This is a genomic window from Pseudomonas sp. PARCl1, from assembly GCF_947311875.1.
Lineage (GTDB): Bacteria > Pseudomonadota > Gammaproteobacteria > Pseudomonadales > Pseudomonadaceae > Aquipseudomonas > Aquipseudomonas juntendi.
In genome coordinates, this window is sequence record NZ_CAMZMX010000058.1 from 1 (window position 1) to 19,615 (window position 19,615).

At 65.9% G+C, this 19,615-nt stretch carries 17 protein-coding genes; 15 read left to right on the forward strand and 2 right to left on the reverse strand.

What is annotated here, in order from left to right; translation table 11 throughout:
- Positions 1–356 precede the first annotated feature (356 nt).
- The 5 genes from QME24_RS22410 (at position 357) to QME24_RS22430 (ending at position 4,765) form a co-directional block, all read left to right on the forward strand.
- Positions 357–1,502, forward strand: a complete 1,146-nt coding sequence (locus tag QME24_RS22410; protein WP_232892700.1) for an HlyD family secretion protein — start codon at positions 357–359, stop codon at positions 1,500–1,502.
- Positions 1,492–3,006 (forward strand): DHA2 family efflux MFS transporter permease subunit, encoded by a 1,515-nt coding sequence (locus QME24_RS22415; RefSeq protein WP_280091794.1) that lies wholly within the window; start codon positions 1,492–1,494, stop codon positions 3,004–3,006. Before QME24_RS22410 ends, QME24_RS22415 begins: the two co-directional genes overlap by 11 nt.
- 122 nt (positions 3,007–3,128) lie before the next feature.
- The gene (locus QME24_RS22420; protein WP_280091793.1) at positions 3,129–3,860 is read left to right on the forward strand and encodes a GntR family transcriptional regulator; all 732 of its coding nucleotides are present in this window, start codon (positions 3,129–3,131) and stop codon (positions 3,858–3,860) included.
- 58 nt (positions 3,861–3,918) lie between these two features.
- The gene (soxR, locus tag QME24_RS22425) at positions 3,919–4,374 is read left to right on the forward strand and encodes a redox-sensitive transcriptional activator SoxR (protein WP_280091792.1); all 456 of its coding nucleotides are present in this window, start codon (positions 3,919–3,921) and stop codon (positions 4,372–4,374) included.
- Positions 4,375–4,516: 142 nt separating this feature from the next.
- Positions 4,517–4,765, forward strand: coding sequence for a CsbD family protein (locus QME24_RS22430; RefSeq protein WP_009683472.1), 249 nt, complete (start codon positions 4,517–4,519; stop codon positions 4,763–4,765).
- A gap of 249 nt (positions 4,766–5,014) precedes the next feature.
- On the opposite strand, the gene QME24_RS22435 is transcribed toward QME24_RS22430, so the two are convergent.
- Positions 5,015–5,311, reverse strand: a complete 297-nt coding sequence (locus QME24_RS22435; RefSeq protein WP_009683473.1) for a DUF3144 domain-containing protein — start codon at positions 5,309–5,311, stop codon at positions 5,015–5,017.
- Positions 5,312–5,708: 397 nt separating this feature from the next.
- On the opposite strand from QME24_RS22435, the gene QME24_RS22440 reads away from it, so the two are divergent.
- The 4 genes from QME24_RS22440 (at position 5,709) to QME24_RS22455 (ending at position 11,210) form a co-directional block, all read left to right on the forward strand.
- Positions 5,709–7,853 carry an HAD family hydrolase gene (locus QME24_RS22440; protein WP_232892703.1) on the forward strand — a complete coding sequence of 715 codons (2,145 nt, stop codon included), beginning with the start codon at positions 5,709–5,711 and terminating at the stop codon, positions 7,851–7,853.
- 253 nt (positions 7,854–8,106) lie between these two features.
- Positions 8,107–8,889, forward strand: a complete 783-nt coding sequence (locus tag QME24_RS22445; protein ID WP_009683476.1) for an aldolase — start codon at positions 8,107–8,109, stop codon at positions 8,887–8,889.
- Between the two features lie 45 nt (positions 8,890–8,934).
- Positions 8,935–9,822, forward strand: a complete 888-nt coding sequence (locus QME24_RS22450; protein WP_029886678.1) for a dihydrodipicolinate synthase family protein — start codon at positions 8,935–8,937, stop codon at positions 9,820–9,822.
- A 179-nt stretch (positions 9,823–10,001) separates the two neighbouring features.
- Positions 10,002–11,210, forward strand: a complete 1,209-nt coding sequence (locus QME24_RS22455) for an MFS transporter (RefSeq protein WP_192440664.1) — start codon at positions 10,002–10,004, stop codon at positions 11,208–11,210.
- 38 nt (positions 11,211–11,248) lie between these two features.
- Here the strand turns inward: QME24_RS22455 and QME24_RS22460 are convergent, their stop codons facing one another.
- The gene (locus QME24_RS22460) at positions 11,249–12,547 is read right to left on the reverse strand and encodes a DUF2235 domain-containing protein (RefSeq protein ID WP_232892704.1); all 1,299 of its coding nucleotides are present in this window, start codon (positions 12,545–12,547) and stop codon (positions 11,249–11,251) included.
- 229 nt (positions 12,548–12,776) lie between these two features.
- On the opposite strand from QME24_RS22460, the gene QME24_RS22465 reads away from it, so the two are divergent.
- The 6 genes from QME24_RS22465 to QME24_RS22490 are packed head-to-tail and all read left to right on the forward strand — an operon-like array spanning position 12,777 to position 19,588.
- Positions 12,777–13,736: a MoxR family ATPase gene (locus tag QME24_RS22465; RefSeq protein WP_281691058.1), complete on the forward strand. Its 960-nt coding sequence runs from the start codon at positions 12,777–12,779 to the stop codon at positions 13,734–13,736.
- 4 nt (positions 13,737–13,740) lie between these two features.
- Positions 13,741–14,685 carry a DUF58 domain-containing protein gene (locus tag QME24_RS22470; protein WP_029886675.1) on the forward strand — a complete coding sequence of 315 codons (945 nt, stop codon included), beginning with the start codon at positions 13,741–13,743 and terminating at the stop codon, positions 14,683–14,685.
- Complete coding sequence (locus QME24_RS22475; RefSeq protein WP_009683483.1) at positions 14,682–15,176, forward strand: DUF4381 domain-containing protein; 495 nt, start codon at positions 14,682–14,684, stop codon at positions 15,174–15,176. The genes QME24_RS22470 and QME24_RS22475 overlap by 4 nt, the downstream gene beginning before the upstream one ends.
- Positions 15,169–16,245 carry a VWA domain-containing protein gene (locus tag QME24_RS22480; protein WP_054906021.1) on the forward strand — a complete coding sequence of 359 codons (1,077 nt, stop codon included), beginning with the start codon at positions 15,169–15,171 and terminating at the stop codon, positions 16,243–16,245. Before QME24_RS22475 ends, QME24_RS22480 begins: the two co-directional genes overlap by 8 nt.
- Complete coding sequence (locus QME24_RS22485) at positions 16,242–17,960, forward strand: VWA domain-containing protein (protein WP_280091790.1); 1,719 nt, start codon at positions 16,242–16,244, stop codon at positions 17,958–17,960. Before QME24_RS22480 ends, QME24_RS22485 begins: the two co-directional genes overlap by 4 nt.
- Entirely contained in the window at positions 17,957–19,588 is a 1,632-nt protein-coding gene (locus QME24_RS22490) for a BatD family protein (RefSeq protein ID WP_154211498.1), read from the forward strand. The genes QME24_RS22485 and QME24_RS22490 overlap by 4 nt, the downstream gene beginning before the upstream one ends.
- The last annotated feature ends 27 nt before the right edge of the window (positions 19,589–19,615 follow it).

Sequence of the window (19,615 nt, forward strand, 5' to 3'; positions counted from 1 at the left end):
TTTGATACGGCCAAGCTTTTCAGCTCTGAACACCTCAGAAAAGCTTGACCGCCAACAGAGTATCTACGTTTGTTTCGGGCCAGTAACGCCTGTGACAGGCGCGCGCGGCCGCCTTGTTTGTACGGCGCGATATTGAGGCATGCACCAAGGCGTTCGCGCGCGAATCCCACAGGAATAATTGGCCCGAAACAAACGTAGGAGCGAGCGCAGCTCGCGATTGCGCCGCGCGGGCGGCGCTCGCTCTAACAGGCGCTGCCATACCTTGTGGCAAACACCTGTCAGCCCTAAGGCGATCCCTGTGGGCTTGCCGGCGATGGGCTGCGCAGCAGCCCCAACATCAGAAATGGAAACCGAACATGAATGCCGCCGTAGAACAGAACGCTCCCGCCGAAGCAGCACAGCAAGCCAGCACCAGACCCCGCCGCCGCCAGGCCTGGATCGCCGGCGGCAGCCTGGCGGCCGTAACGGTGCTGGCCTTCGCCAGCTACTGGCTCACCACCGGCCGCTACCTGCAGACCACCGACGATGCCTATGTCCGTGCCGATTGGGTGGCACTGAGCCCGCGCGTTGCCGGCTATGTTGCCAAGGTGGAAGTGGCGGACGACCAGCCAGTCCAGGCCGGCGATGTACTGGTACGGCTGCAAGACCAGGACTACCGCGCGCGTGTCGAGCAGGCCCAGGCCAGCGTGGCCGAAGCCCAGGCAGCACTGGCCGCCGCACAGGCAGGCCAACAGCTGGCGGCCGAGCGCATCAACCAGCGCCAGCACGCCATCCAGCAGGCTGAAGCGACCGTGCGCAGCGCCACCGCCGAACGCCAACGCACTGCCCTGGACGTGCAGCGCTACCGCGGCCTGGTACGCGATCAAGCGGCCACCGCGCAGCGGCTGGAAAGTGCCAACGCCCAGGCGGCCCAGGCACAAGCGGCGCTGCAAGGGGCCCAGGCCGCGCTGCGCGAACAACGCGCTCAACTGGCCATGGACAGGGCCCGCTCTACCCAGGCCGACGCCGAGCTGCAACAGCGCGCAGCCGCCTTGGCCCACGCCCAGGCTCGCCGGCAACTGGCCAGCCAGGACCAGCACGACACCGTGATTCGCGCCCCGCTCGCTGGCATCGTGGGCCAACGCCGCGTGCGTGCTGGCCAGTACGTGGTGCCCGGCCAGCCGCTGCTGGCAGTGGTGCCGGTACAGCAGGCCTACGTGGTCGCCAACTACAAGGAAACCCAACTGGCCCGCATGCGCCCCGGGCAACCCGTGGAAATCCGCGTCGACAGCTTTGCCGGCCAGCCACTGCACGGCCGTGTGGCCAGTTTCTCCCCCGCCTCGGGCAATGTCTTCGCCCTGCTGCCGTCGGACAACGCCACTGGCAACTTCACCAAGATCGTCCAGCGCTTCCCGGTGCGCATCCTGCTCGACCCAGCGCCCGCAGGCCCGCAGCTGCTGCCGGGCATGTCGGTGGTGAGCATCGTCGACACCCGCCACGCCGAGGTTGCCGATGGCCACTGAGCAACCCGTCACGTTGCGCGCCTGGGTCGCCGTGCTCGGCGGCCTGTTCGGCTGCTTCATGGCCGGCATGAACGTGCATGTCACCAGCGCCGCGCTGCCGGAAATCCGTGGCTCGCTGGGGGCCAGCTTCGAGGAAGGCTCATGGATCTCTACCGCCTACCTGGTGGCGGAAATCGTCATGATCCCGCTGACCGCGTGGCTGGTCGAAGTGTTTTCGCTGCGCCGGGTGATGTGGACCGGCTCGCTGATCTTCCTGCTGGCCTCGGTGGCCTGCTCATGGGCCCCCAACCTGGAAACGATGATCACCCTGCGCGTAGTACAGGGCGCGGCCGGCGCGGTGCTGATCCCGCTGTCGTTCCAGTTGGTCATCACCGAGCTGCCAGCCAGCAAGATGGCCATGGGCATGGCGCTGTTCAGCCTGGCCAACAGCGTGGCACAGGCGGCCGGGCCGTCGATTGGCGGCTGGCTGACCGACGCCTATTCATGGCGCTGGATCTTCTACCTGCAACTGTTCCCGGGTATCGCCCTGCTGTTCGCCATCGCCTGGTCGATCGACGCCAGGCCGATGCAACTCGCGCTGCTGCGCAAGGGCGATTGGCTGGGTATCGCGGCCATGGTGATCGGCCTGGGTGGCTTGCAGATCGTGCTGGAAGAAGGCGGCAGGCTGGACTGGTTCGGCTCATCGTTCATCGTTGGCATGAGCGCGATCGCCGGAATTGCCCTGGTGGTGTTCGTGGTTACCCAACTGCGCGGCCAGCGCGCTTTCATCAATTTGCGCTTGCTGGGGCGTTACAACTTCGGCGTCGCTAGTGTGGCCATGTTCATCTTCGGCGCGGCAACCTTCGGCCTGGTGTTCCTGGTGCCCAACTACCTGTCGCAACTGCAAGGCTTCAGCGCCCACGACGTGGGTGTAGCACTGATCGCCTATGGCGTGGTGCAGTTGCTGCTGGCGCCCATGATGCCGCGGCTGATGGGCTGGACCAGCGCCAAGTTCATGGTCGCCAGCGGTTTCCTGATCATGGCCGTGGGTTGCTGGCTGGGGGCAAGCCTGAGCGCCGACAGTGCCGACAACGTGATCATCCCATCCACTGTGGTACGTGGCATCGGCCAGCCGTTCATCATGGTAGCGTTGTCGGTGCTGGCGGTGGCCGGGCTGGACAAGCGTGAAGCCGGGTCGGCGTCGGCCGTGTTCTCGATGCTGCGCAACCTGGGGGGCGCGGTAGGGACGGCCGGGTTGACCCAACTGGTGGCCACCCGCGAGCGTTTCCACAGCGAACGCATCCACGAGCAGGTCAGCGTGTTCGAGCCGGGCATGCAGGAACGCATCAACCACACGGTGCAGAGCTGGTTGCCGCAGCAGCAACAGGCGCTGGAGGGGTTGGCGGCAACCATTCGCCGCGAAGCGTACCTGATGGCCTACAGCGACGCATTCTACCTGGCGTGCCTGGCCTTGCTCGGGTGCGCCCTGGCGGCGATGCTGTTGCGGGCCAGGCAGAACACCTGAAAAGCGTCAGCGGGCCTCGTGGATGCTGGGCTGCACCGCCAGGTGCAGTCTGCTCGCCGACCACCCGGCACAGGTCGCTGGTACACTCTGGGCCGACGACAGGTGCGAGACAGAACACAGGTATGAACCCTACGCGCTATGCCACTGTGGCCAAGGACTTGATGGCAGGCATTGCCAGTGGCCGCTATCCGGTGGGCAGCCTGCTGCCAACCGAGCACGAGCTGTGCGACCTTTACGGTGTGAGCCGGCACACGGTACGTGCCGCGATCGACCAGTTGCTCGGCCAGGGGCTGGTATCGCGACGCAAGCGCGTCGGCACACGGGTCGAGGCCAGCAGCCCCCGCGGGGGCTACACGCAGTCGCTGGCCAGCGTCGCCGACCTGGCACAGCTGGCGCCAGATCAGCGCTGGCAGATCCGCGATGTGCAGCACTTCGTTGCCGACCTGGGCCAGGCGGCACGGCTGGGGCTGGTGCCGGGTGAGCACTACTTTTGCCTGTCGAGCATCGCCGTGGCGCAGGCTGCGCCGCCGCTATGCTGCACCCAGGTCTATGCACAGCGGGACTACGGCGAAGTCATCGAACTCGCCCGCGAGCAGCCCGAACAGCCGATTGCCAGGCTGATCGAGCAGCATTACGGCCGCGCGATCGCGGTGATCGACCAGCAAGTACGGGCGGTAGCGCTGAAGGCAGAGCTGGCCCACGCGCTGAAGGCGCAGGTGGGTTCGGCGGGGTTACAGATCATTCGCCACTACCGCGAAGAGAACGGCGACCTGATGGCCGTGGCCGAGACGATCCACCCGCATGACCGTTTTACCCTGATTACCCAGTTGCGCCGGGATCGCTCAGCGGGGTAACCCGTTTCAAAACCTCAGGCGCCCTTACAGCGCTCAACCCAAGGCAAGGTCGACAGGCATGGCAGCAGACAACACGCGGATGCTTACAGTGGGCGAAGTCGCCAAGCGCAGCGGTGTGGCAGTGTCAGCGCTGCACTTTTATGAAGCCAAGGGGCTGATCGCCAGCGTTCGTACGGCGGGCAACCAGCGCCGCTACCCTTCGCTGGTACTGCGCACCCTGGCGATCATCAAGGTGGCACAGCGCACCGGTATCGCACTGGAGGAAATCCGCCAGGCATTGAGCCGCTATGCGCCCAACAGCAAGCTGACCGCGGCGCAGTGGGGCGAAATGTCGAGAGCCTGGCGCGAAGACCTGAATGCACGCATCCGTACCCTGGAGGCGCTGCGCGACAGCCTCGACAACTGCATTGGCTGCGGCTGCCTGTCACTGCAGGACTGCCCCCTGCGCAACCCCGGGGATGTGCTGGCCAAGGAAGGGAGCGGCGCGCGGATTCTGGAAAAGAAGGCGCGCTAGCCTCGTCCACTCACGCCACGTGCGATTCCTTGCAGGGGCGTGTGGCTTGAAGGTGATGAGTAGTTGGAACCATTACCGCCCTTCACCTCCCTAACCCTGTGCTATCAACCCAAAGCCGCTTACAGGAAGGAATATAGCCATCATGAAACGCGAACAGATCGAAGGTGTTGCCGAGAACCTTGCGGGCAAGGCGCAAAGCGCTGTAGGCCGGCTGGTCGAAGACCCGGCGCTGGAAGCCGAAGGCGATGCGCGTCAGGCGGCAGGCCAGGTGACCAAAACCTATGGTGATGCCGTGGACACGGTGACTTCGTTCGTCAAGGAAAAGCCTATCGCCGCACTGGCCATCACCGCCGCCGTCACACTGGTGATTTCTCGCCTGCTGCGCCGTTGACCCGGGGCGCAACAGGCGCTTAAGGGCCGGACATGTCGTCCGGCCCACGCCATCACCGCTGGCGATATCGTAGCCAAGACAAAGGTGCAATACCTGTGGGAGCGGGCATGCCCGCGAACACCGGCCCAGCCGGTGCCATGCAGCGCGCTGGTTTCTTCGCGGGCTCGCCCGCTCCCACAGGGGTCGCATCAGGGCTGGCAGTTGTTGGCCAGAGGGCGCTGAAGAGGCTGGGGCGAGCGACCTGCGGTGTTAGTCATTCTTGCCCAACATGTACTGGTCAAAATGCTTGATATGCTCGTCCAGGTTATCTTCGAGCATCATCCGGTACTGCTCGCAGAAGTATTTCAGGATCTCGTCCCGCGCAGCGCCCAGTTCGGCGCCGCTCTTGAAGCTGCGGGCGCTCATCCAGGCGCTGAAGCGCGCGGCACCGAAGGTCAGCGAGGCGCTTACCTTGCCCAGGTCCTCGACCCTGTCGATCTGCTGGTTGGCCAGTTCAATGTGCGCATCGGCACGGTCGTAAAAGGCCTGGTCGGTAGCTTGGGTCATGGCGGTTCACCTGGTTGTGCAAGACGAGCGAAAGGCCAAGCCTTGCATGTCGCGGCGCATACGTGCAAGGCTGAAAAAGGATTACCAAAGTCGAAAAAGGACTCACAGTACCTCATGCTCGGAATCACACGTATCCATCGCTATTTGCGCCCACTGCCTGCAAAACCGACTGCAGCCAGTGGGCGTGACCTCAAGGCCAAACGTGCCGCCCGCCTCGCTTCCAGGTTCGCCAACCTGCTGTGCACCCCCCGCTCCATCCCGCCCTACCTCTGCGTCACCCCCCAGCGCCCTCCTGTCGACCGCGTGCCTCCTACCTGACTGCCATTGCTGCAGCTCGCACGCCATGCTCGCCTGTTGCAGGCGGGATGTACGACCCACCGACAAGGGGCAACAACCCATGCTTTTCTTTCACGGCAAACGCATCTTCAGCGCTATCTTCGATATGGATGGCACCCTCTTCGACACCGAACGCCTGCGCTTCAAGACCCTCAAGCAAGCGTCGCTGGAAATCTTCGGCAAGCCGCTGGGCGAGCACACACTGCTCGGCTCTCTGGGCCTGAGCGCGAAAAAAGCCGAAGCCTTGGCCAAGGCGCATAACGGCGCAGACTTCCCCTATGCCGCCATCCGCCGGCGCGCCGATGAACTGGAGCTGGAGTACGTGCGCAATCACGGCGTGCCGATCAAGCCCGGCCTGCTGGAGGTGCTGGAGCGCCTGCGCAAGGCCGGCTTGACCATGGCCGTGGCCACCTCCAGCCGCCGCGCCATCGCCGAGGAATACCTGATCAACGCCAATGTGCTGAAGTACTTCGACATCACCGTGTGTGGCGATGAAGTCAGCCAGGGCAAACCCCACCCGGAGATTTTCCTGAAGGCCGCCCGCGCACTCAACTGCACGCCAGGGCAGTGCTTCATGGTCGAGGATTCGGAAAACGGCATGCTGTCGGCCATGCGTGCCGAGGGCCAGGCGATTCTGATCGAAGACATCAAGCCACCTGCCGCCGACATCAAGGCCGGCGCACTCAAGGCTTACCACAGCATGCTGGAGTTCCTTGCCGACCTGAATGCATGCGTGCCCGAGCTGGGCATGCCCGCGCTCAGCGAACCCTTCCCGGCGTCGTTGAACCAATTCCGTGTCGGTATTCATGGCTTTGGCGCCATCGGCGGCGGCTACCTGACCCAGGTGTTTTCCCATTGGGACGGCTACACCCGGCCCTGCGAAATCATCGCCGCTACCCGCTCACGCATGCTGCGCGAGAGCGTGAGTGCCTTCGGCAGCTACAGCGTGCGCTATGGCAGCACCTCGTTCGACCAGACCATCGACAATGTGCGCATGATCGACCTGGACGATGAACAGGCGGTGATCGCCATGTACAACGATGCCGAGATCATCGGCCTGAGCCTGCCTGAACAGGCCATTCGCAACCAGGCCAGGGTAATTGCCCAAGGCCTGCTGCAGCGCTTCGAGCGCCGCGGCCGCGAACTGACGTTGCTGATCGTGCTGAACAAGGTGGGTAGTGGCGCGTTCGTGCGCCGGCATGTGCAAGCCGAGCTGGCAACCTTGTGCCCGCCGGCAATCTGCGAGCAGGTAATGCTCAAGACCCATTTCGCGGAAACGGTAGTCAGCCGCATCGTTTCCAAGCTGAGCAACGATGCGCTGGTGCGGCAATTGCGGATCAAGTCGCAGATGTTTCGCAACAGCCTGGAAGAAGAGCCTGCCGCACCGCGCAGTGCCTCGGCGCCGCCGGCTGAATACGAGCGATTGCTCGGGCATTTCAGGCCATTTGCGCAGCCCAGCAGCGCCATGAGCCAACTGCACCTGGTGCTGTTCAACAGCGAAGCCGACATGCCGTTGTATGTCGAGCGCGGCAGCGACCTGCTCGAACGCCTGCGCCAAGTGCACACGGTGCCGGACATTGCCCAGATCCAGGTCATCAAGAACCGCCTGTGGAACGGCCCGCACGCGATCATTGCCTGGTACGCCAGCCTGCTGGGCCATGCCTGGGTGGGCCAGGGCATGGGCGACGCCCGCGTCAATGCCCTGGCCGAGCGGCTGATACGCCAGGAAGTGGCGCCCGCCCTGGAAGCGGAGTACCCGCAAATGAGCGAGGTGATCAGCCGGTTCGCCGACGCCTTTCTGGCGCGCTGCAAAACCTCGTTCAAGGACCCGTGCGCCCGCGTCGGCCGCGACCCGCTGCGCAAACTGCAGCGCAATGAACGTATCCTCAGCAGCATCGAGCTGGCCGGCAGGCACGGCATCGACACCCCGGCCCTGGCCTTTGGCGCGGCATTGGCCATTCACCACGCCCTGCGCTGCGACGATGCGAAGAACCTGGACGCCCAGGCGATCAGGCAGGTGTACCTGGACCATGATCACAGCGTCGAGGCTGTGCTGACCTACCAGGGCATCTGCAACGGCAAGCGCTTCCCGGCCTTGAACCCGCTCAGCGACGCGCCGCTGATCAATGCCATTGCCGAGGCCTTCCGGCAATACCAGCACGCGCACCCGGCCCCGCTGCCCGCTTCGCGCTGCATAGGCGCGTAACGCGCGCCTTTTTGCCGCGGCGCCAGCTGCGAACACCGGCCCGGCCGGTGTAAGCGCCTGCGCCGCGCGCTTTGCCAACGCCCCCTCGCGCACCTCCTTGCCGCCCGGCCCGCCACCTCTGGAGCCCCACTGCAGGCTGATTGTGTCATTCCCTGCTTGATAATGACACAAGGTGTCATTATGATCGCCGTGTGTCCTGGCGACCTCCCTGTGTCGCTCAGCAATTCACCGCCCTTTCCTGCAGGTACCGCCCATGACGACCACCATGCACGCCCCCAAGGACCAACTGGTCAAGCACGCCCAGCAGCAGATGCTGACGGCCCTGGCCGACAACACCTACAGTACCCGGCAAAAGCTGGCCCTCACCTGCCGCATCCTCTTCGACGGCGGCCACGACTCGGGGCTGGCCGGGCAGATCACCGCCCGCGCCCAGGAGCCTGGCACCTATTACACCCAGCAACTGGGCCTGGGCTTCGACGAAATCGCCGCCTCCAACCTGCTGGTGGTGGACGAAGACCTGACCGTGCTGCAAGGCCGTGGCATGGCCAACCCGGCCAACCGTTTCCACAGCTGGCTCTACCGCGCCCGGCCTGACGTCAACTGCATCATCCACACCCACCCGCTGCACAGCGCCGCCCTGTCGATGCTGGAGGTACCGCTGGCCATCTCGCACATGGACCTGTGCCCGCTGTTCGACGATTGCGCCTTCCTCAAGGACTGGCCTGGTGTGCCGGTAGGCAATGAAGAAGGCGAAATCATCGCGGCGGCCATCGGCGACAAGCGCGCGATCCTGCTTTCCCACCATGGCCTGCTGATCGCTGGCGGCTCGATCGAAGAAGCCTGCGTGCTTGCCCTGCTGTTCGAGCGGGCCGCCAGGATGCAGCTGCTGGCCATGGGGGCCGGTGACATCCGCCCCATCCCCGAAGCCCTGGGCAAGGAAGCCCACGACTGGATCTCCACCCCTAAGCGTCATGGCGCCGCGTTCAGCTATTACGCGCGGCGTGCCTTGCGGGCCCACGGCGACTGCCTGGCCTGACTCGAAGCTGTACTCTTCCCTCAACAACGGCAAAGGTGCCTGGTCATGTCTACACCTGTAATTCGCGGCGTCATCGGCTACACCATCACTCCCTTCTCAGCAGACGGCACACTCGACCTGGAGGCTTTGGGCACGTCCATCGACCAATTGATCAAGCACGGCGTGCACGCCATCGCGCCGCTGGGCAGCACCGGCGAAGGGGCCTACCTGAGCGACAGCGAATGGGAAAGCGTGGTGCGCTTCAGCCAGGCGCGCATCGCCGGGCGCTTACCCAGCGTGGTAAGCGTCTCCGACCTGACCACCGCACGCACCGTGGAGCGTGCGCGCCTGGCGCAGGCATGCGGCGCCACGGCGGTCATGGTGCTGCCCGTTTCGTACTGGAAACTCACCGAAGCCGAAGTGGTGGCCCACTACAAGGCCGTCGGCGCCGCCATCGACATCCCGATCATGCTTTACAACAACCCGGGCACCAGCGGCACCGACCTGTCGGTGGAACTGATCCTGCGCATCCTCGCCGAGGTGCCGAATGTGACCATGGTCAAGGAAAGCACCGGTGACATTCAGCGCATGCACCGCCTGTTCCAGGCCAGCAAGGGTCAGGTAGCGTTCTACAACGGTTGCAACCCACTGACCCTGGAGGCCCTTGTGGCAGGCGCGAGCGGCTGGTGCACCGCCGCGCCCAACCTGATCCCGGCATTGAACCTGGCATTGTGGGACGCCGTGCAGCAAGGCCAACTGGCCGAAGCCCGCACGCTGTTCTACCGCCAGTACGAACTGCTGGAATACATCACCCGCCGCGGCCTGCCCACCACCATCAAGGCCGGCCTGAAGCTGCTGGGCCAGGATGTCGGCGCGCCCCGCCTGCCGTTGCAGGCGCTGGATGCGCAAGGCAGCGACTATCTGAAAAACCTGCTGACCGAACTGGCTGCCTGACCCTCGACAGCGCAGCCCTGTGAGCGCGGGTTACCCGCGCAACAGGCAACGCGCTGGGTGGCGGGATCGCTGCCAGCGTTTGCATGGCCGCCTTCGGGCGCTGCGCAGCGACGCCCGCCACGCGGGCATTCCATCCCCTTGCCGTGCGCCAGGCGCGCACGCTGTCTACAGGTCCCGACATGCGCTACGTTGCTGCCCCCAAGCTGCTTACCCAGGTTGCCGCCGTACATTTCGTCAGCCATGTGCACATCATGCTGATCCCGGCACTGCTGCCAGTGCTGCCCTCCCTGCTGGGGGTCGGTTTCGTCGAACTAGGCGTGGCCCTAGCGGTGTTCAATATCGTCTCTGCCCTGGTGCAGGCCCCGCTGGGTCATGCCGTCGACCACTTTGGCGCGCGCAAGGTGCTCAAGGCCGGGCTGCTGTTGGGCAGCCTCAGTTTCCTGCTGCTGGCCGCCAGCCCCGGCCATGCGGTGTTGCTGGTGAGCATGGCGCTGGCCGGCCTGGCCAATGGGGTGTACCACCCGGCCGACTATGCGCTGCTGGCCAAGGGTATCGAGCCAGACCGGCTGGGGCGGTCATTCTCCATTCATACCTTCGCCGGCTTTCTCGGCTCGGCGGTAACCCCGGCAATATTCCTCGGTATCGCTGCCGTGTTGGGCACACGGGCAGCCCTGGCGACGGGCGCAGTGTTCGGCGCTGCTGCGCTGCTGTTGATATCGCTGCCAGGCAGCGGGGTGTACCGGGTAACGGAGATGGGCAACCCGGGCAATGCCGGCGCGCCGCCGGCAAACGGCCGAGTGCGCTTGTTCACACCCATGATCGGCGTGCTGACAGTGCTGTTCATATTGCTCAACCTGAGCACCAGTGCCATCGAGAAATTCTCCGTTGCCGCACTGGTGCAAGGCCAAGGCCTGACCTTGGCCTGGGCCAATACCGCGCTTACCGCCTTCTTGCTCTGTAGCGCCGCAGGGGTGCTGTGTGGCGGTGCCCTGGCCGACCGTACCCGCCGGCATGGCCTGGTGGCGGCGCTGGCTTTCGCCCTGGCTGCAGTGCTGACCGCCGTGGTGGCCCTGGGTGTGCTGCGCGAATGGGCATTGGTGGTGGTGCTGGGCAGCATCGGCCTGCTGACCGGAATGATCGCCCCGTCGCGGGATATGCTGGTAAAAGCGGCCGCGCCCAAGGGTGCCGAAGGCAAGACCTTCGGGCTGGTCTCGACCGGGTTCAACATCGGTGGCGCCGTCGGGCCAGTGGCGTTCGGCTGGATGCTCGACCGGGGGCTGCCAAATGGCATTTTCGTTGCTTCGGTAGCGTTCATGGTGCTGACAGTGATGCTGACCGTGGCGCAGGAGGGGTATATCGCTCGAAAACGCAGGAACGCGCAGCGATGAATGAATGGGGTGGCGAACCCCTGCCACCCCAGACACATTCACCCCACCGGATTCCCATGCACCACCCGCCCCGCCACCCCTGGCCGGTTGACAAACAACACATCCAGCACGCTGTTACGCAACCCTTTAAGCGCATTCCAGTTCGCCGAAGCGTGCACATACTTGTCGCGCAATAAGCGCTGCTCTTGCTCGCTCAGCGCCAATTGCCCGGTTTCGCCCAAAGCGAAGCCATGCAGTTTTGCGCTGATCACCTGCAATTCAGCCGGCAAACGGTGCTCCGCCTGGCCGCCCAACGGCGCAAACGGCACGCCAGCCCGTACCGCCAGCTCGCGCATCACGCTCAGGTAGACACGCGACAGGTGCCCGGCCACCTCCCGCTCGCGGGCTACTGCTGCGTAGACTTGCTTCTCTGCTTCACGCGGGTGGCCGCCAGCGATCGGCTCCTCCCAGGTGATCACCCGTGGCCGGGGTTCCCCCATGTCGGCAAAATCCGTCGCCAACAGGCCCTGCATCACGGCATGCACGCGGCACTGCCCGGCAGGCGTCGCCACCGGCACGCGCTGGGATTGCGGTTTGCACAACAGCACCTGTTCCCATGTGGTTTCCGGGTAGCCGCCACCGATATTCGAGTGCACACCCGGCAGCACTATGTCGTGGCCACTGCTCACCAGCGGGAAGTTATGCCGCCGCTCATCCCGCGCGACCAGTTGTACCACCTGCCGGGCAATACCCGCCCCCAGGCCCAGGCGCAAGCCACCGTGGTGCTCGTCGGTGGGGTCGAAGTCGCCCTGCAACGGCGCGATGATCGCGGCCACCGTGTCGAACAAGCCCATGAAGTTGATCGCGATGTCACACGCCACCGGCAACAATTGCCCGGCACCGTCGTGCAACAGGTTGGCCAGGTGGCGTACCGCCGCCGCCCCACGACTGAAGCCGAACAAGTCGAACTCCATGCGTGCCGGCACCCACTGCGGGTGCGCCTGGCACCAACCCTGCAGTTGCCCGGCAATCGCCTGCAACGCCTCGGCCACCCGGGCTTCCACGCCCGTGCGGCCACGCCCGGTGGCAGAGGCATACACCGGGTCGGTTTCACCGGCCAAGGTGCCGATGCCTTCCATGTAGCATTTGAAAAAGACCTGGCGCGCCTCGCCATCGGCCGCTTGCGCCGGGTACAACGCATGCAGCAGGGCTACGTTGCTCAGCGCATTGGCATAACTGCCGCCGTGCCCCGCCAATGCCGTGGCGTTGTGCTGATTGTTACCGGTGCCATCGAAGAACACCCCGAAATGCAGGGTTACCCGCCGAGGGGTCGGCGTACCGCCGTTGCTCGCTACCATCTTCGTGCCTTGTGCTTGACCCAAAAGCACAAGCAGGCGCCAGTACGCCGTCAGGCAACATCAGGCAATCGCCAAGCCTTCGTGAGAGTTTTCCATACCCCAGGCCCGCTGCAGCGATAAATTTACCCCGTGCCATTAGTCGCCGCCCCCCCGGATGGATTAAAGTATCAGCCCTTGCCAGGGCAGCTGCCGTCAGCCGCCTCCGGCCCCCTACCAGGAACCGTCGCCGATGGAACACCGTGAAGCGCTGATCGCGCTGCGCACCTTTCTTTCAACCCAGATCCTAGGCCAGGAGAAACTGGTCGAGCGGCTGTTGATCGTGCTGCTGGCAGACGGCCATATGCTGGTCGAAGGGGCGCCCGGGCTGGCCAAGACCAAGGCCATCAAGGAGTTGGCCGAGGGCATAGAAGCGCAGTTCCACCGCATCCAGTTCACCCCCGACCTGCTTCCGGCCGACATCACCGGCACGGAAATCTACCGCCCGGAAACCGGCAGTTTCGTGTTCCAGCAGGGGCCGATCTTCCATAACCTGGTGCTGGCCGACGAAATCAACCGTGCACCGGCCAAGGTCCAGTCGGCACTGCTCGAGGCCATGGCCGAACGCCAGGTCAGTCTGGGCCGCAGCACCTACGACCTGTCGCCCCTGTTCCTGGTCATGGCCACGCAGAACCCGATCGAGCAGGAAGGCACCTACCCGCTGCCCGAAGCCCAGCTCGACCGCTTCCTGATGCACGTGAAAATCGGCTTCCCGGACGCCGCGGTCGAGCGGCGCATCCTGGCGCAGGCCCGTGGCGAAGCGCTGGGCGGCGAAGTGAAACCCGAACGGCGGGTCAGCCAGCAGGCGATCTTTGCCGCGCGCAAGGAAATCCTCAACCTGTACATGGCCGATGCCGTCGAGGAATACCTGGTGCAGCTGGTCATGGCCACCCGCACCCCGGCCAAATTCGATACCGAGCTGGCCGACTGGATCGCCTATGGCGCCAGCCCGCGCGGTTCCATTTCGCTGGACCGCTGCGCACGTGCCCACGCCTGGCTGGCCGGGCGCGACTTCGTCAGCCCCGAAGACATCCAGGCGGTGCTGTTCGACGTACTGCGCCACCGCATCATCCTCTCCTTCGAAGCCGAGGCCGCGGGGATCGACCAGGACCGCGTGGTCCAGCGCATCCTCGACGTCGTCGCCGTTGCCTGACCCCATGCCCACTGCGCACCTGGCCGAACCCGGCATCCGCATCGGCCTAGCCGAGCTGATCGACATGCGCCACCGCGTGCGCGAAATCCAGCTGTTTTCCAAGCCCGGCCAACGCAGCCCGCTGGTCGGCCTGCACCATTCCAAGCTGCGCGGGCGCGGTGTGGACTTCGACCAGGTGCGCGTGTACCAGGCCGGCGACGACGTGCGCAACATCGACTGGCGGGTGACCGCACGCACCCAGGAGCCCCACACCAAGCTGTTCCACGAAGAACGCGAACGGCCTATCTTCATCCTGGTCGAGCAGAGCCAGCGGCTGTTCTTCGGCTCGGGCCTGATGTTCAAGTCGGTGCTCGCCGCCCAGGCCGCCGCCTTGTTCGGCTGGGCCGCGCTGGCCCATAACGACCGCATCGGCGGCCTGGTGTTCGGCGACAACGAGCACCACGAAATCAAGCCCCGGCGCAGCAAACAGAGCCTGCTGCAGTTGCTCAACCGCATGGCCAAGGTCAACCAGGCGCTGCACACCGAGGCGGTTGCCGGGGCCGACAGCCTTGGCCTGGCCCTGCGCCGCGCCCGCGAAGTGCTGCGCCCGGGCAGCCTGGCCATCGTGATCTGCGACGAGCGTTCGCTCAGCGCCCAGGTGGAGCAGCACCTGGCCATGCTGTCCCGGCATTGCGACCTGCTGCTGCTGCCGGTGTCCGACCCACTCGACCATGCCCTGCCGGCCGCTGGCCTGCTGCGTTTTGCCCAACGCAGCGCGCAGCTGGAGCTCGACACCCTCGACGCCAACCTGCGCCAGGCCTACCGCCAGCAGGCCGAAGCCCGCATCGAGCGCTGGGAGCTGCTGGCGCAAAAGCTGCGGGTGCTGCTGATGCCGCTGAGCACGCAAAGTGAAATGATCGAGCAATTGCGCGAATACCTGAGCGCACAGCGCCCGCGGAGCGCGTCATGAACCCGCTCGATCAGTTGCAACCGCTGATCGAACCGGCGCCCATCGGCCTGTGGCCGCCGGCACCCGGCTGGTGGGCATTGCTGGTCATCCTGCCAGTGCTGGGCTGGGGCCTGTGGCGGCTGCGGCACTGGCGCCCGCGCAAGCGCCGTGTCGTACGCGCCGAGCAACCGCTGGACCCGGTGCGGGTAGAAGCGCTGGCCGAGCTGGCACGCCTGCCACGCCCCTACGACGGCGCCCCCGCCGGCGCCTGGCTGCAACAGATCAACGCCCTGCTCAAGCGCCTGTGCCGCAGCCACTACCCGGGCGCCAATAGCCACACCCTCAACGGCCGCCAGTGGCTGGCATTTCTCGACAACCGCTGCCCCGCAGCCGGCCTCACACGCTGGATGGTGCTGGTCGAAGGCGCCTATAAACCCGAGTGCAAACTCGACGACAAGGCCATCGCCGGGCTGAGCCAAGCCGTCGAAACCTGGATCCGCAAGCATGTTTGAACTGGCCTGGCCGTGGGTCTTTGCCCTGTTGCCGCTGCCGTGGCTGGCGCGCCTGCTGCTGCCCGCCGCCGACAGCGGCGAACCGGTACTCAAGGTTGGCTTCCTCAACGAACTGGAAGGCCTGGCCGGGCGGCGCGCGCGGCTGAACCTGCCCACCTGGCGCCAGCAAGGGCCATTCGTGGTCATCTGGCTGTTGCTGCTGTGCGCTGCCGCGCGCCCGCAATGGCTCGGTGACCCGTTGCCAGTGGCGGCCAGCGGCCGCGACCTGCTGGTGGCGGTGGACGTGTCCGGGTCGATGGACTTCCCGGACATGCAGTGGAAAAACGAAGACATCAGCCGCCTCGACCTGGTCAAGGCCCTGCTCGGCGATTTCCTGCAGGACCGTGAAGGCGATCGCGTGGGCCTGATCCTGTTCGGCAGCCAGGCCTACCTGCAGGCCCCGCTCACGTTCGACCGGCGTACCGTGCGCACCTTCCTCGACGAAGCGCAAATCGGCATCGCCGGCAAGAACACGGCCATCGGCGACGCCATTGGCCTGGCGGTGAAACGCCTGCGCCAGCGCCCGGCGCAAAGCCGGGTACTGGTGCTGATTACCGACGGTGCCAACAATGGCGGGCAGATCCATCCGCTGACGGCAGCCCGCCTGGCAGCCCAGGAAGGCGTGCGCATCTACACCATCGGCATTGGCGCCAACCCCGAAGCCAGTGGCACCCCAGGCCTGCTCGGCCTCAACCCGAGCCTGGACCTGGACGAAGCCGCACTCAGGGAAATCGGCGAAATCACCCACGGTGCCTACTTCCGCGCGCATGACGGAGCCGAACTGGACGCTATTGGCGACACCCTCGACCAACTCGAACCGGTGGCCCAGCAACCGACCCAGGCCCGCACCGCCCAAGCCCTGTACGCCTGGCCATTGGCCCTGGCACTGCTGCTGAGCGTGCTGCTGGTGGTGGCCGTGCAATGGCCCGACAACCTGATGCAGCGCCTGCTGCGCAAGCCGCGCTTCTTGCAGCCACACCCGGAATGGCGCCAACGCCTGAAGCGCTTGCGCTTGCGGAGGCGGCGATGATCGACCTGTGGCCGCAATGGTTGCGCCCCCTGTGGCTGCTGGCCGTGCCCCTGCTTGGCTGGCTGCTGTACAAGCTGTGGCATCGGCGCAAACGGGCCGGGCGCTGGCAGCTGATCCTGCCGCCGGCATTCCACGCTGTGCTGCTGGGCGGCGGCAACGGCAACACCAGCAAACTGCCGTGGGTGGCGCTGGGGTTGGCCTGGCTATTGGTGATCCTGGCCCTGCTCGGGCCCAGTTGGCAGCGGGTGGAAGAAAACCGCCAGCGCCCGGCCGACCCGCTGGTGATATTGCTGGAGCTGACCCCGCAGATGCTCGCCGAGGACAGCCCGCCCAATCGCCTGGAACAGGCCCGGCGCAAAATCCTCGACCTGCTGGAGCACCGCCGCGACAGCCAGACGGCGCTGGTGGTCTATGCCGGCTCCGCACACACCCTGGTGCCGCTGTCCGATGACCTGGCCACCACGCGCAACCTGCTGGAGGCCATCGACCCGTCGATCATGCCCAAGCCCGGCCAGCGCGCCGACCTGGCCGTGCAGAAGGGCCTGGCCCTGCTGGCCCAGAGCGGGCTCGGCCAGGGCCGCCTGCTGCTGATCGGGTCGTCGCTCAGCGCCCCGGAGCGCCAGGGCATCGCCCAGGCCCTTGGCCGGCAGGGCCCCAGCCTGCTGATGCTGGGTATCGGTAGCCGTGACGGTGCCCCCGTGCGCCAGGCCAATGGCGAATACCTCAAGGATGACCAAGGCGGCATTCTGGTGCCCCGCCTGGACAACGCCAGCCTCAAGGGTTTCATCAACGGCACCGGCGGGCGCTACCGGCATGCGCGTATCGACGACCTGGACCTGCGTGGCCTGGGCCTGTTCGACCAGCCGCGGGCCGGGCGCAACGACGGCCAGACCCTGCAGCTGGACAGCTGGGCCGACCAGGGCTACTGGTTGCTGATTCCGCTGCTGCTGCTGGCCGCGTGTGCCGGCCGGCGCGGTTGGCTGTTCTGCCTGCCGTTGCTGCTGGCCCTGCCCCAGCCCAGCCAGGCTTTCGAGCTCGATGACCTGTGGCTGCGCCCCGACCAGCAAGGCCAACGCCTGCTCGAGCTGAACCGCCCAGCCAGCGCGGCTCGGCACTTCCATGACACGCAGTGGCGCGGCCTGGCGCTGTACCAGGCCGGCGACTACGCGGGTGCGGCCGAGGCATTTTCCCAAGGCGACACGGCCGCCGACCACTACAATCGAGGCAATGCACTGACCCGTGCCGGTGAGCTGGAAGCGGCCCTGGACGCCTACGAGCAGGCGCTGGAGCGCGAACCCGATCTGCAAGTGGCACTGGACAACCAGGCATTGGTGCAACAGCTGCTGCAACAGCGCCAGGCCAAGGCCGAGGAACAACCGCCCGGTAACGATGCCCAAGGCACGCCCGGCAGCGACACCGAAGGCAACAGCAGTTCGGCCAGCAGCGCCGCCCAGGGCACCCCCGGCGGTGATGAACAAGCCAGCGCCGAGCAGCCTGGCGAAAGCAGCAGCAACAGCCAGGGTGCACCGGGTAATCAGCCGGGTGCCGATGAGGGCGTCATCCAGCCGCCCCAGCGCCCGGTGTCGACCAGCCTCGACGCCGAACAGCGCCAAGCCCTGGAACAATGGCTGCGGGAGATCCCCGATAACCCGGCGGAGCTGCTGCGGCGCAAATTCTGGTACGAACAGCAACTGCAACAGGAAACCCCACGATGAGTCGCTTCGGCGTCTTGCTCCTCTCCCTGCTGTGGGCCACCCTGGCCCAGGCTGAACCCCTGCTGCAGGCCAGCGTCGACCGCACCCGCCTGCAGGCTGGCGAAAGCCTGGAACTGACCCTGGAAAGCCAGGACGTCACCCAGTTCGGCAAGCCCGACCTGCGCGCCCTGGAAGGCGACTTCGAGGTGCGCGGCACGCGCCAGCTGAACAGCCTGCATACCCTCGACGGTGAAACCCGCGCCAGCACCCGCTGGATCATCACCTTGCTGCCGCGGCGCAGCGGCAGCCTGCGTATCCCCGAGCTGCAGCTGGGTCAGTCACGCAGCCAGGCCATCGACCTGCAAGTGCTGCAGGCCGATGCCAGCCGCCAGGACACTTCACAGGTGTTCATCGAGGCCACCCTCGACAGCCCCGACGTCTACGTGCAGGCGCAGGCTGTGCTCACCTTGCGCATCTATCACTCGGTGGCGCTCTATGACGACAGCAGCCTGAGCCCGCTGCAGCTGGAAGGCGCCAAGGTCGAACCGCTCGGCGAATCGCGCACCTATGAAAAGGAAATCAATGGCGTGCGCCACGGCGTGATCGAAACCCGCTATGCCGTGTACCCCCAGCAAAGTGGCACGCTCGAGATCCCGCCACTGACGTTCAGCGCCACCGCCGCAGCCAGCAGCGACGAAACCCCGCAAGCCAATGGCACGGCCCGGGCCGGGCACCAGGTACAGGTCAGCTCGCTGCCGCTGCGGCTGGCGGTACGCCCGATTCCCGCCGCCTGGCCTGCGGGTGTGCCGTGGTTGCCGGCGCGTAGCCTGACACTGGAAGAGCACTGGAACCCCGACCCCGGCAACCAGCAGGTACAGATTGGCGACTCGCTGACGCGCAACATCACCTTGCGCGCCGAAGGCCTTTCCAGCACCCAGTTGCCGCCGTTACCCGCCACCGAGATCACCGGCCTGCGCCGCTACCCCGACCAGCCGCTGCTGCGCAACGAAATCAACGAACGCGGCATGACCGCCAACCGCGAGGAACGCGAAGCACTGGTGCCCACCCATGCCGGCACGTTGGCCCTGCCGGCGCTGGAAGTGGCGTGGTGGAACACCCGTGAAGATCACCTGGAGCACAGCAGCCTGCCGGCGCGTACGCTGAACGTGCAGGACAACCCGGCATTGAGTGCCGACAGCCCGGTGGGCGATAGCAGCAGCGCCAGCAGCGCGCTGTGGCCTTGGCAATTGGCGACTCTGTTGTTCGCCCTTTCCACCGTACTGGGCTTCGCCCTGTGGTGGCGCGCCCGCTCGCAACCGGCGGTGCTGCGTGCGGCGCAGAACGGGCCGAGCCCGCGCACCTTGCTGGATGACCTCAAGCGCGCCTGCCTGGCGAACGACCCCCAGGCCACCCGCCAGGCGCTGGACGCCTGGGCCCGGCAGCAACCGGAGACCCTGGCCGAGATGGCGGCGCGCTTCGTGCCGTTGTCGGATGCGCTGGATGGGTTGAATGGCGCGTTGTACAGCGAGAGTGGGCAGTATTGGCAGGGTGAGGATTTGTGGCGGGCGATCGGCACGATACCGCCGGCCGAGCAGGTGTTGTTGCCGGCTGGGGAGAACGGCAGCTTGCCGCCGCTTTATCCCAAGTAGCCGGCTGCCTGCCAGGGCCTCTTCGCG

Coding starts and splice junctions, on each gene's coding strand:
- QME24_RS22445 (WP_009683476.1), top strand. CDS start 8,107: ATGACGACCACCATGCACGCCCCCAAGGACCAACTGGTCAAGCACGCC.
- QME24_RS22460 (WP_232892704.1), bottom strand. CDS start 12,547: ATGGTAGCGAGCAACGGCGGTACGCCGACCCCTCGGCGGGTAACCCTG.
- QME24_RS22485 (WP_280091790.1), top strand. CDS start 16,242: ATGATCGACCTGTGGCCGCAATGGTTGCGCCCCCTGTGGCTGCTGGCC.
- QME24_RS22440 (WP_232892703.1), top strand. CDS start 5,709: ATGCTTTTCTTTCACGGCAAACGCATCTTCAGCGCTATCTTCGATATG.
- soxR (WP_280091792.1), top strand. CDS start 3,919: ATGGCAGCAGACAACACGCGGATGCTTACAGTGGGCGAAGTCGCCAAG.
- QME24_RS22465 (WP_281691058.1), top strand. CDS start 12,777: ATGGAACACCGTGAAGCGCTGATCGCGCTGCGCACCTTTCTTTCAACC.
- QME24_RS22475 (WP_009683483.1), top strand. CDS start 14,682: ATGAACCCGCTCGATCAGTTGCAACCGCTGATCGAACCGGCGCCCATC.
- QME24_RS22455 (WP_192440664.1), top strand. CDS start 10,002: ATGCGCTACGTTGCTGCCCCCAAGCTGCTTACCCAGGTTGCCGCCGTA.
- QME24_RS22435 (WP_009683473.1), bottom strand. CDS start 5,311: ATGACCCAAGCTACCGACCAGGCCTTTTACGACCGTGCCGATGCGCAC.
- QME24_RS22410 (WP_232892700.1), top strand. CDS start 357: ATGAATGCCGCCGTAGAACAGAACGCTCCCGCCGAAGCAGCACAGCAA.
- QME24_RS22450 (WP_029886678.1), top strand. CDS start 8,935: ATGTCTACACCTGTAATTCGCGGCGTCATCGGCTACACCATCACTCCC.
- QME24_RS22480 (WP_054906021.1), top strand. CDS start 15,169: ATGTTTGAACTGGCCTGGCCGTGGGTCTTTGCCCTGTTGCCGCTGCCG.
- QME24_RS22470 (WP_029886675.1), top strand. CDS start 13,741: ATGCCCACTGCGCACCTGGCCGAACCCGGCATCCGCATCGGCCTAGCC.
- QME24_RS22430 (WP_009683472.1), top strand. CDS start 4,517: ATGAAACGCGAACAGATCGAAGGTGTTGCCGAGAACCTTGCGGGCAAG.
- QME24_RS22415 (WP_280091794.1), top strand. CDS start 1,492: ATGGCCACTGAGCAACCCGTCACGTTGCGCGCCTGGGTCGCCGTGCTC.
- QME24_RS22490 (WP_154211498.1), top strand. CDS start 17,957: ATGAGTCGCTTCGGCGTCTTGCTCCTCTCCCTGCTGTGGGCCACCCTG.
- QME24_RS22420 (WP_280091793.1), top strand. CDS start 3,129: ATGAACCCTACGCGCTATGCCACTGTGGCCAAGGACTTGATGGCAGGC.